The 11,267-nt window shown below is 70.6% G+C and carries 14 protein-coding genes; 10 read left to right on the plus strand and 4 right to left on the minus strand.

From position 1 onward, the window contains the following. Positions 1-12: 12 nt before the first annotated feature. Genes JIAGA_RS0101430 through JIAGA_RS0101475 form a run of 10 tightly spaced genes read left to right on the plus strand, consistent with a single transcriptional unit; the run spans position 13 to position 7,571 of the window. Positions 13-348: a head-tail connector protein gene (locus JIAGA_RS0101430; protein ID WP_026874289.1), complete on the plus strand. Its 336-nt coding sequence runs from the start codon at positions 13-15 to the stop codon at positions 346-348. After that, complete coding sequence (locus JIAGA_RS0101435; RefSeq protein WP_157552532.1) at positions 345-743, plus strand: hypothetical protein; 399 nt, start codon at positions 345-347, stop codon at positions 741-743. Before JIAGA_RS0101430 ends, JIAGA_RS0101435 begins: the two co-directional genes overlap by 4 nt. Position 744: 1 nt before the next feature. After that, complete coding sequence (locus tag JIAGA_RS0101440; RefSeq protein ID WP_026874291.1) at positions 745-1,332, plus strand: hypothetical protein; 588 nt, start codon at positions 745-747, stop codon at positions 1,330-1,332. A 3-nt stretch (positions 1,333-1,335) separates the two neighbouring features. Further along, a complete protein-coding gene (locus JIAGA_RS0101445) occupies positions 1,336-1,839 on the plus strand; it encodes a hypothetical protein (protein WP_026874292.1) in 504 nt (167 codons plus the stop codon). A gap of 3 nt (positions 1,840-1,842) precedes the next feature. Then, entirely contained in the window at positions 1,843-3,582 is a 1,740-nt protein-coding gene (locus JIAGA_RS0101450) for a hypothetical protein (RefSeq protein ID WP_026874293.1), read from the plus strand. 9 nt (positions 3,583-3,591) lie between these two features. After that, positions 3,592-3,951 (plus strand): hypothetical protein, encoded by a 360-nt coding sequence (locus tag JIAGA_RS0101455; RefSeq protein WP_157552535.1) that lies wholly within the window; start codon positions 3,592-3,594, stop codon positions 3,949-3,951. Continuing rightward, complete coding sequence (locus JIAGA_RS0101460; protein ID WP_026874295.1) at positions 3,948-6,146, plus strand: hypothetical protein; 2,199 nt, start codon at positions 3,948-3,950, stop codon at positions 6,144-6,146. Before JIAGA_RS0101455 ends, JIAGA_RS0101460 begins: the two co-directional genes overlap by 4 nt. Before the next feature lie 3 nt (positions 6,147-6,149). After that, positions 6,150-6,734 carry a hypothetical protein gene (locus tag JIAGA_RS0101465; protein WP_026874296.1) on the plus strand — a complete coding sequence of 195 codons (585 nt, stop codon included), beginning with the start codon at positions 6,150-6,152 and terminating at the stop codon, positions 6,732-6,734. Between the two features lies 1 nt (position 6,735). Next, the gene (locus JIAGA_RS0101470; RefSeq protein WP_026874297.1) at positions 6,736-7,260 is read left to right on the plus strand and encodes a hypothetical protein; all 525 of its coding nucleotides are present in this window, start codon (positions 6,736-6,738) and stop codon (positions 7,258-7,260) included. Then, the gene (locus tag JIAGA_RS0101475; RefSeq protein ID WP_026874298.1) at positions 7,257-7,571 is read left to right on the plus strand and encodes a hypothetical protein; all 315 of its coding nucleotides are present in this window, start codon (positions 7,257-7,259) and stop codon (positions 7,569-7,571) included. Before JIAGA_RS0101470 ends, JIAGA_RS0101475 begins: the two co-directional genes overlap by 4 nt. Positions 7,572-7,583: 12 nt before the next feature. Here JIAGA_RS0101475 and JIAGA_RS0101480 read toward each other — a convergent pair whose 3' ends face one another. From JIAGA_RS0101480 to xylA, 4 genes are all read right to left on the minus strand, one after another. Then, positions 7,584-7,862 carry a hypothetical protein gene (locus JIAGA_RS0101480; RefSeq protein ID WP_157552538.1) on the minus strand — a complete coding sequence of 93 codons (279 nt, stop codon included), beginning with the start codon at positions 7,860-7,862 and terminating at the stop codon, positions 7,584-7,586. A gap of 370 nt (positions 7,863-8,232) precedes the next feature. Further along, complete coding sequence (locus JIAGA_RS0101490) at positions 8,233-9,144, minus strand: tyrosine-type recombinase/integrase (RefSeq protein WP_051425543.1); 912 nt, start codon at positions 9,142-9,144, stop codon at positions 8,233-8,235. A 189-nt stretch (positions 9,145-9,333) separates the two neighbouring features. Continuing rightward, a complete protein-coding gene (locus JIAGA_RS0101495) occupies positions 9,334-9,777 on the minus strand; it encodes a hypothetical protein (protein WP_157552544.1) in 444 nt (147 codons plus the stop codon). Between the two features lie 300 nt (positions 9,778-10,077). Next, on the minus strand, positions 10,078-11,235 hold the full coding sequence (gene xylA, locus JIAGA_RS0101500) for a xylose isomerase (RefSeq protein ID WP_026874302.1): 1,158 nt from the start codon (positions 11,233-11,235) through the stop codon (positions 10,078-10,080). Positions 11,236-11,267 lie beyond the last annotated feature (32 nt).

Raw genomic sequence — 11,267 nt, forward strand, 5'->3', positions numbered from 1 at the left:
GGCGGCTGACCGATGGCGGAATGGGCGACGCCCGAGCAGGCGCGGGACTCGTGGAGCGACGCGCCTGACGACCCTGCCCTGCTGGGCCGTCTGCTCAACGCCGCGCAGGAGATGTGTGAGCTGTACGCGCCGGCACTGGCCACGGGGGAGCCAGTGCCGGCCCGCTACACCGAGGCGGTGATCTTGCAGGCGCGGGAGGTGTGGCAGGCGATGGACCGTGACGGCGACGTGCTCGGGTTCGACGGCGAGTACGCCGTCCGGGTCCGGCCGCTGTCGGCGTCGGTGAAGTCGCTGCTGCGTCCGCCGCGGGGTCGGCCGTCGTTCGGGTCCTGGGGGTCGACGTCGTGACGAGCATTCAGAAGTGGGTTGCGGGTGTGCTCGATGACGCGCTGCCGGACGCGTACATCGTGCGCGGCTACTGGTGGGCGCCGGACGGGGCCGAGCCCGGCCGGACGTACGTGTCGGTGTACCGGACGCTGGCCGAGCCGGCCGCGAACGTGCAGGGCGCCCGCCGGCACGAACTGAACGTGGACGTCATGACGAGCATCACCAACCCGAAGAAGGCGGACGACGCGCTGGACGCGGCGCTGTCGGCCGTGCTCGACGTCATCGACACAGACGAAGACTTCGGCGGCCTGACGTGGGTGCGGGCGGACCGGATCGTGGCCGGCGAACAGCAGTACCCGGCCTACACCATCAGCGTGTGGTGCGTGAGCACCCGAGAGACAGAGGAAGGCGCCTGACATGGCACAGATTGCCGTCAAGCCGTTCGTGCTCAAGGACGTTCTCCTGGGCATCGAGGTCGACAACTACGAGGCGCACGTGTCGGCGGTGACGTTCACGCCGGCCAACTCCGCGCAGGAGTGGCGCGGCCTGACCCCGTCCGCGGTGTTCACCGACCCGGGGTCGGAGACGTGGACGGTCACGCTGGAGATCGCGCAGGACTGGGAGACCCCGGATTCGCTGGCCCGGTACCTGTTCGAGAACGCCGGCCAGACGCGGGCGGTCACGTTCAAGCCGCAGTCCGGGTCCGGTCCCACGTTCGAGGCGAACGTCACGCTCGTGTCGCCGGCCATCGGCGGCACCGGCAACTCGTACGCGACGGCGTCCGTGGCGTGCGGCGTGCAGGGCCGCCCGACTCTGGTCGACCCGTCGCCGGCGCCTGACGCCTGGACCGCGGAGACCGCCTACGAGGTGGGCGACCGGGTCAGCATCGGCGCCGCGGTTCTGCGTGCGCTGACGGACGGCACGTCCGCCGCCGCCGAACCGACCGCGCCCGGCCGCAGCAACGTCGTCGTCGACGGCACCGTGGCCTGGCTCCAGACCGCCTGACCCATGCTGCGCGTCGGGAACCATCGCGAGCTACAGGCCGTCGTCTTGGCGTTGAAGGCGATGGACCGTGACCTGGCCCGCGATATCCGGCGCGACACCGTCCGCACGATGGGGCCGGAGTGGAAAGAGGCCGTACAGCGGCGGGCGTCCTGGCACATGGATCACCGGGTGATCGTGCCGGGCACCCGCATCGCTGGCGGCAACCCGCCAACGATGATCGCCGCATCGTCCCGGCGGCGGCTGTCCGGCGGGCTGGTGCCGGTGCAGGCGTGGGGCGGGTTCGAGTTCGGGTCGAACCGGAGCCGCCGCACCACCTACACCCGCCGCAACCGCCGCACGGGCGGCACACACAGCGTCACCCGCAACACCACCAGGCAGCTACCGCGGCGCGCACCCCGCGGCCGTGTCGCGTACCCGGCCGTCGCCGAGATGGCGCCACGCCTCGCGTCGCTGTGGGTCCAGACCGTAGTCCGTCGAGTGCACGAGGCCGCCGAAGGGAGGCAGTGAGACATGGCCCGCCCGATCCGCATACCCATCGTCTCCGACGTCTCCGGGGTCTTACGCGGCACCAACGACGTAGAACGTGCGCTGGACGACGTAGCCGACTCGCTCGACGACGTCTCCCGCGAGGCGCAGCGAGCCGGCCAGGACGCCGGCCGCGAGCTAGCGGACGGGTTCGAGCAGGGCATGCGGCTGGTCGACCGCGTTGCGGAGGTCGCGGGCGAGGACGCTGCCCGCGAGTTCGAGGCCGGACTACGCGCCGGCAAACCGGCCGACGTGCTGGCCGACGACTTCCGGGCCGCTGCCGACCGGGTCGGCGCCGAGGCTGACGGCATGGCCGCCGAGGTTGAGGGCGCCACCGAGCGGATGGAACGCAGCTTCCGCGACGCGTTCGACAGCATCCCCAACACGACGCGCCCGGCGATGCAGCGCACTGCGCAGGACGTGGACGACACCGCGTCGCGTACCCGGGCCAGCATGCGCGAGCTGGGCGACGAGGCCAGGCAGAACGCAGCCGAGACGTTCTCCAGCTTCGACGGCAGCGCCCGGTCATTCGCGGACGGGCTACAGGGCACGTTGGGCGGCATCGTCGGGTCGCTCGGCCCGCTCGGTGCTGCCATCGGCGCCGCCGGAGCGGCCGGCGTGGGGCTCGTCGTCCGGCAGTTCGACCGGGCAGGAGAGCGCGCCGAGGCGTTGCGCGAGCGTGTCCGCGGTGTGCTCGACAGCCTTAACGAGATACGCGACCGTGGCGGGTCCGCGCTCGATCCCATGATCGACCGGCTGTACGAGATGGCCGATGCCGCCGGCGAGGGTGACGAGTCGCTGGCCCGGCTGCGTGAGGACGCCGAGGGCATCGAGGGTCTGTCGTTCGAGGGGCTGGCGCAGGGTCTGGCCGGCGACGCCGACGCGCTCGACGAGGCCGCGGACCGGATCCGCGACTACCGGGCCGTGATCGAGGACGAGCTGTTGCGCGCCATCCGACTACAGGACACCGAGGGGGAAACACGCTGGGCGCGGGAGAGGGACCGCGTAGACGACCTAATCGGTAAGACCGAGGAAGAGGCCGAGGCTCGCCGCCGGGCCGCAGAGGAACGCGCCGCGCTCGAAGCAGCGGGAATTCAGGAGCTGATCCGCCGCCAGGAGGCCGAAGAGGAAGCCGCTGCGGCCCGCCAAGCTGCGGTGGATGAGTACCTGGCGGCTGGCGAGGTGGTCGCCGAGCGGGAAGCGGCCATGCAGGCGGAGCGGGTCGAGGCGGCGGAGGCCGCGAACCAGCGCATCACTGAGTCGGTGCTGTCGCTGTCGGAGGCGTACGGCGAGGTCCGTAACGACGCCATCGAGGACGGCGAGATCACCGCGTCCGAGTTGATCGGGATTCTCGACCAGCAGTTGGCCGACCAGAACGCTCGCATCGAGGCGTGGGCGTGGGCGCAGGAGAACCTGACGGCGCGGCAACGGCAGGTGCTGCTCGACATGGGTGAGGACGGGTTCTTGGCGTTGCAGGGCCTCATCAACGCCACGCCGGAGCTGCGCGCCGACGCGCTGGCCCGGCTCACCACGGTCGGTGAGCGCAAGGCGTCCGCGGAGGTGGACGGCTACGAGCGCGGCATACCGGACACGGTGCCGGGACCGAACATCGTTGCTGGGTTCGACGGGTCGGCCATCGAGCGCGGCTTGGCGAGGTTCCACGGCATGACGATCCCGATCAACTTCCGCGGCACGGTGGGCCGTACGAACGTGATGACGAACTGAGGGGTGGGTGTGGCTACGACGATCAGCAACGGGACGTCGGCGGTGGTGCCGCTGCTGGTGCTCGGGTGGGCGCCGGTGCGGCCGTCTCGCGCTGTTGTGCACCGCCTCATCGGCGATGTGTTCGCGGCGGTGACGCTGCGCCCGCAGGCGGCTCGTGAGGGCACGCTGCGGCTGCTGTGCGCGGACGAGGCGGCCGCGCAGGCCGCGGTCGATCTGCACTCGCAGGGTGTCGTCCTGACGATCACGGACGGGGACGTGGCCGCGGTGTCGATGACGTACGTGGTGACCGGGAACGTCGCTTCGGAGCTGGACCCGCAGACGCTGCGCCGGTGGCTCGTGTCCGTGGACTACACCGAGGTCGCGCCGTGACGGTCTCGACCCACCTGACCCGGCTGACCATCGCCGGCCGCGCTGTCGACGTCGCGGACGCGTCGTTGACCCTGGACGCTGACCAGAACCCGTACGCCGTCCTGACCGCCACGGTGCCGCTGGCGGCGCTGAGTGACGGCGACGTGGCCACGAACGGGCACGGCCAGTTCGGGACGCGGGACATCTTCAACGAGGACCCCGAGAGCTGGTGGTTCAATCCGCACGGCATCCCCGGCCCGGCGGACACGGTCCTCGTGGATGGCATGTGGGTGACGACGTGGAATGAGCCGTCCTCGGCGTACCCGCTGCCGCACTCGCGCACGTCGTTTCAGTACGTGCCGGCGCTGGCCCAGCACTCCTACACCGCCTCGACCCGCATCCGAGCCGACGTCGATCTGCTCACCGCGACCATGGTCGTGGAAATGGTGCGCGAGGGCGGGTGGTTCGACGAGGTCGGCCGGTTCACCGTGCCCAACGTGCCGGCCGGCGAATGGGCGCAACTCGCAGTCGAGTTCGCCGCGCCGACCGGTGCCCGGTATGTGCACGTGCACGTCGAGACCCGCGCCGTCGACGGGTACGAGGTCGGGGACACGCTCGTGCAGGACGGCGTCACGATGGCGCGGACGCTGTCCATGGACGCGCTCGACCCGCGCCAGACCCCACCGCCACCGGTGTCCGTGGGGCTGACGCAGGCGTTCTCCTACGGCAACCCGCTGGCGGACATCTCCGCCGACTACGCCGGCGCCACCTTGGCGGACCTGGCCCGGGTGGAGACCGACTTTCTACTCACGGCCGACTTTGAGGACGGCTTGGACGGGTTCACCGGGACCAACCCGAACAGCGCCGTGTGGCCGAACCACGAGTCGATCTTGACGCTGTCGACCGAGCGTGCGCACAGCGGCGCGCAGTCGGTGCACGTGCAGGCGGTCAATCCGACCAACGTGTGGATGATGTTCGGGCCGCCGGCGCCGATCCCGCCGGGGAAGCCGTTCTTCGCCGACGCCTGGTTCTACTGGACCGGCACCGGCCCGGCGGCCGCGGCGACCATGGTCGAGTTCTACGACGCTGACGGGCAGTGGGTGGCTATCAGCTACGGCACCGCCCACGCCGCGCCCGTAGGCACGTGGAACCGTGTGCGCGGCGACATCGAGGTCCCGGACAACCCGGCCATCGCGACGGCCCGCCTCGTCGTGTACGTGTCGGCGGCCGGCGCCACCGATGTCTGGTTCGACGACGTCACGTTCCGGTTCGCCCGGCTCGGACTGTCGTCGCTCACCAGCGAGTACGGGCGGGCGTTGAACCCGAGGTTCGGGTTCGCCCCGTCGACGAGGGTGCGCGCGAACCTACACCTGCGCCGCGTGAGTGTCGGCCACCAGCCGGGGACGGTCGCCATCGAGGCGGCGTCCGCGGACTCGCTGCTGCTGGACTACAGCCTGGTCGCCACGTCGGCGATGACGCCTACCGGATCGACGATCCGCGACTGCGTGAACATGGTCTTGTTGCACGTGCTCGGGGTCGCGTTGCCGGCCGGCGACACCGGCGGCGAGCTGGTCGACACCGAGGCGCTGCCCTGGCAGCCCGGCGAAGGCAGCTACGACTACCTCAACAGCATCGTGGCGATGGGCGGGTACCGGCTGTGGTGCGACGAGCGCGGCACCTGGCGCCTGGAAGACCCCGAGCTGGTGGTGCCGCCGTCACGGTTGGCCGGGTCCGCGCTCACCGCGGTCGACCTCACCGAAGAGATCGACCGGGCCGGCGGGCTGTGGTGTGACGCGGCCGTGGTCACGTACGAATGGGAAGACAGCAACGGCACGTCGCGGCGCCGGCACGACGCCGCCGGCATCACCGGGTCACGCACCGCCACAGCCACGGTCCAGCGGCCGTACCCGGGGTCGGGGATGGCGCGGGGCATGGTGCGCAAGGGCCAGTCCTACGGCCGCGTGGTCGGCTACACCGGGGTCTCGAACTACGACGTGCGCCCGTACTGGGCGGTGCAGTTCGACATGCCGGACGGGTCGATCCAGCAGGGCGTGATCTCACAGGTGCGGTGGGACCTGCCGGCCGACGAGATGACCGTAACCACGCGCTGGCTGCTCGGCATCACCGAGCACTCCTACCTGTACACGCCGCCGGGCGTGGCCTATGACGACGTCCCGGCCGGGGTGTCGTACGACGACTACCAGTGGACGGGGTGACACATGGCCAACGGTGATGACGCCGCCGAGGTCGGCATGGACGTGGTGGCCGGGTCCCAGGACATCAGGCAGGTCTACTCGGAGGTCAACAAGACCCGCGACTACCTCGCGCAGCACCGCACCAGCGGCACGCACCGGGCCGACCAGATCACCAGCGGCACACTGCCGGTGGCGCGTGGCGGCACCGGACGGAACAACCTCTACGCCGCGTTCAGCGACGTCGGCGCGCACCCGACCACCAATCGTCTGCTGATGGTCGACCAGAACAACATCGTGCGGAGCCTGCGCAACGGCGACCTCGACCCGGCATACATCGGGTACCGCCTGCACTTCGGCATTTGGGAGGGCCTGACGTTCGCCGCCGATGGCACGGAGGTGGTCGCCCACGAGGCCGGATTCACGCCGACGTTCGTGCAGACGCAGGGGTTCCTCACTGCCGGCGGGACCGCCGTCATCGTCACGCCACGTGCGGACAACGAGCCGGCCAACAGTGAGAACGTGTTCTTGCGGGCGTTCAACCTGCATACCGGGACGCCGTACCAGGGCAACCTCTCGAAGGTGTCCTACATCGTGGGGAGGTCGGCCTGACATGGGCGCGCTGGACGAGAACGGCATCTGGCTCTACACCGAGGACGACCCCGCTTCCCCGTTCTCGGACACCCTCAACCTGCTCGCCGAGTCGACGTCGGACCAGTTCACCGCCGACCGTGCCCGCCTGTCGGCCGTTGAGGGCCGCGGCAACGCGTCCGCGTGGTCGCCGTCGTTCACCAACGCCGCGGTCGGCAACGGCGCCGTGAACGCGTACTGGGCCAGGGTTGGTGCCCTCGTCCACTGGTCGTGGAAGTGGGTGTTCGGGTCGACCTCGAACATCACCGGCGTGTTCGTGTCCGACCTCCCCACGGCCGTCACCGGCGGGTCGTGGATGGCGGTCGGGTCCGGGTTCGTCGGCCGCGGCACGGCCACGTCGAACCGGACAACCCTGGTGTGCCGCATGTCCAGCTCGAGCGGGTTCAACCTGTGGATGGACGGGGACAGCGTCAACGAGGATTCGCCGCTGGGGCCCTGGCTGGCTGGCGACGTCATCAGTGTGGGAGGGGTGTACCTCGCGGCATGAGCGACACAGTCACCGTGGCACTCATCGGCGCGATTGGCGCCATCCTGGCCGGCGTGCTCGTCGAACTCGTGCGAACCCGCCGCCGAGCCGACGTCGCCGCCCACGAGGTACAGCCCAACGGCGGCGACTCGCTCCGTGACGTCATCAACCGGATCGACCGCCGCCAGCTCGTCGCCAGCGAACGCGCCTCCCGTACGGAGGGAAAGGTCGACCGGCTCGGCATCCAGCTCGCGGACCACCTGGCCGCCGCGGCCGAGGAATCACGGACCATCGCCCGCATACTGCGCCACCTCGACCTACCAGACGCGTAGCGGGGAGAGCCGCTACAGGCGCTCGATGCGCTCTGCGATCTGCGAGCCAAGGCCGGGCCGGCGGGCGTCTGGCTGCCAGGTGAGCGCGGCGACGACCAGCCAGGCCATGAGGAAGGCGCCGCCAGCGCCCATCATTAGGACTCCAAGGGTGCGGCCGGTGGCGCTGCCGTCGTCGTAGCCTTCGGGCAGGCTGAGGCCGTAGGCGATGGCGCCACCGGCGAGCAGGACGCCGGCGAGCGTGACCAGGGCGGCCCGGAACGGGTTGACTGGCGTCGGGGTGGGTGTGCTCATCGGGTCCTCCATGGAAGCGGTCGGGTACGTCTACCACGGACCCCGGACACAACCCGCGGTGTCCGGGGCCGGCGGGTGTCTACGTGGCGAGTCCGGCGATGATGGCGAAGACCATCATGGCACCGATGGCGCCGAGGATGATCATTGCCCAGCGGGCCAGGCCGGGTGGTGGGTCGTTGGGGTCGGTAGGGTCGTGCATGGGCCTGCCTCCAGCCTGCGTCTGGCGGGTGGGTCAAGAGCCCGTCGCGGTGTTGGCGCACCTGCGGCGGGCTCGCCACGTCTACGGTGCGGGCACCACCGCCTCTCGATCGCGGACGGCCGCGGCGGCGGCGCCGTGCTGGTTGGTGTGCAGGTACATGGTGGTCTCCTGTCAGATGGCGTCGACGACAGCGGTCAGTTCGTCGTCGTCGACGAGGGTGTAGATCTGTGTGGTGGCTACCGACGCGTGCCCGAGCAGCCGTTGCACGGCGCGCAGGTTGCCGCTGGTGCGCAGCGCCCGGGTGGCGAAGCGGTGCCGCAGGGTGTGGCCCTTCATGCCAATGGCTCGCTTGGCGATGTCGCCGACGAATCCGGGCGAGACGTGCCCGCTGGTGCGGCCGGGGAACACCCATTCGAGCAGGTCGTCTTTGCGTGCTCCGCCGTAGCGCCACCCGGTGCCGGTGGCGCCGGCCTGCCGCCGCTCGTATTCGTCGGCCAGGGCCAGCGCCCACCGCCGCTTCACCGGCAGCACGCGGGTCTTGCCGCCCTTGCCGTGCAGCCGGATTCGGACCGGGATGGTCCGCATCGTGCCGTCGTCGAGGATCACCTGCGACCACGTCATGTCGTCCCACCGCTGCCGGGCTGTCTCCGCTGCCCGGGCGCCGCCTTCCGCACCCGACAGCAGCACGAGCGCGGTCTTGTGGTCGGCGGCGGCTAGCGCGTCCTCGAACACCGGTTCGGGGGTGGGGGTGGGGACGCCGCGGGGCACGCTGGGCGTTTTCAGCCCGATGGTGGGGTCGCTCTTGCACCGCTTCGTCTCGACCATCCACCGGTAGAACCCGCGGAGCGCGGCGATCTCGGACTTGAGGGATTCGGCCGACCACTTCCAGGATGCGAGCCAGCTCACGATGTCGTCGCGGCTGACCTTGCCGGGCATGCGGTGCAGGTGGTACTCGCAGAACCGCCTGATCTGGTAGCGACGCTTCCGGATCGTGGTCTCCGGCTTGAAACCGGCGGCAGCCAGGGCTCGCGAGTAGGCGTTGATGCAGTCCGCCCAGGCGTCGATCCGTCTCCGGGCGTGCAACTCGGTGGTCTCCCCGCTGGTACGTACATCGTGGCAAGGGTGATCTTCAGCCACGTCGCTACGCAAAGTCACGACCCGCTCACTCTCTGTGACCGGATTGCAATGTTTGCCCCGGCGTGTCGGGAGGGTACGAGTTGCCGGATTGTGGCAATGGGCGAGCGGAGCGCCAGGACTTCGTGCGTGCTGACCTCAGCGGGAGCGGCTGAGTCGAAATACCGACCGGTACCCACACCGTTCGGGTTGCAGTTCCGGGCGGGTGGTGAGCTCGGCCACCGCGGCGGCCTGCTGCGCGGCAACCCAGGCAGCGAGCCGGGCCCATCCCGCGACCGCCTCCACCACCCCATACGTCGACACCGCCGTCACGTCCGTGTCGGCCAGCGCCCGCGCCAGCCCCGGCCCCGTCGGTGTCTCCTCGACCGGGACTTCCCCGCCCGCGTGGTCGTCGAGCAGGGCGGTCAACTCGTCGTCGAGGAGGCCGTCCGGCAGCACATCCAGGCCGACGTCGGCGTCGGCGGGCAGCTCGCCCGGGTCGAAGCTCACCCATGCCCCGGTCCGCGGGTCGCGGGCCACCAGACCCGCCGCCGCGGGATCGACACCCCGCAACACACCACTCAGACCACCTTTTCCGAACATACGAACGACCCTAACAGCCACCACCGACAACATCCCCGGAGCCAATGTGCGAACGGGGTCGGTCGCAGGGACAGGCGCACGTCGGCCAGCCGGAGCCGGCAGCATCAGGGGCATCTACCAACTGAGGCGCTGCGCGACTTCCGGCGTAGTCCGCCAGCCGCCCACCTGTGCCGTTCCAGCCGTCCGCCAGCGACCTCGGCGGCCCCTTCCGGCGGGGGCCCGCCGCGCCGTCGGCCACGTCGTGGAGCCCGCCCGAGCGGTCCCCGTTCCAAGCCGGCGAGCGCCGGACGTCGGGAGAGGTCAGCGCACGCCGTAGAGGTAGTCCAGTGCGAGCTGGTCCAGCCGCTCGAACGCCATGCCGCGGCTCGCGGCCTCGTCCGGGTCGAAGGCCTCGGCGCGCAGCGACTCGATGTCCTCGCCCTCGGCGAGGGTGGGGACGGCCAGCTGGTCGACCCGCGCCGCCTGCAGCGCCTCCTGCACCTCGGGGTCGGCCCGGAACGCGCGGGTCTTCTCACGCAGGATCAGGTAGTTGCGCATGCAGCCCGCGGCCGACGCCCACACGCCGTCCATGTCCTCGGTGCGCGGCGGCTTGAAGTCGAAGTGCCGGGGGCCGTCGTAGCCGCCGGACTCGATGATGTCGACGGTCCAGAAGGCGCCGCGGGCGTTGCCCGCGCCGAACCGCAGGTCCTGGTCGAAGCGGGGGCCGTGCTGGCCGTTGAGGTCGATGTGGAAGAGCTTGCCGTGCCACAGTGCCTGGGCCAGGCCGTGCGCGTAGTTCATGCCGGCCATCTCCTCGTGCCCGACCTCCGGGTTCAGGCCGACCAGCTCGGGGTGCTCGAGCTCGTTGATGAAGGCGATGGCGTGGCCGATGGTGGGCAGGAGGATGTCGCCGCGCGGCTCGTTCGGCTTGGGTTCGATGGCCACCCGCAGGTCGTAGCCGCGGTCCAGGATGTACTGGCCGAGGATGTCGAAGGCTTCCTTGTAGCGGTCCAGGGCCGCTCGGATGTCCTTGGCGGCGCCGGACTCCGCGCCTTCCCGGCCGCCCCACGCGACGAACACCTTCGCGCCCAGTTCGGCGCCGAGGTCGATCTGGTCGGCGGCCTTGCGGATGGCGAAGCGGCGCACGTCGCGGTCGTTGTTGGTGAAGCCGCCATCGCGGAAGACTGCGTGCGAGAACAGGTTCGTCGTGACCATCGGAACCTGGATCCCGGTCTCGTCCAGGGCGTCGCGGAACGACTTGAGCCGACTGTCACGTTCGGCCGCGGACGCACCGAACGGGACCACGTCGTTGTCGTGGAACGTGATGCCGTAGGCACCGAGCTCGGCCAGCTTGTGCACGGCGGCGGCGGGGTCGAGCGGCGGGCGCACCGCGCCGCCGAAGACGTCCACCCCTTCCCATCCGACGGTCCAGAGCCCGAAGGAGAACTTGTCGTCCCGGGTCGGGGTGTAGTCGTTCATGTGCCAGCCTCCAGTGCGGCGGTGATCGGGAG

The sequence above is a fragment of the Jiangella gansuensis DSM 44835 genome, from assembly GCF_000515395.1.
Lineage (GTDB): Bacteria > Actinomycetota > Actinomycetes > Jiangellales > Jiangellaceae > Jiangella > Jiangella gansuensis.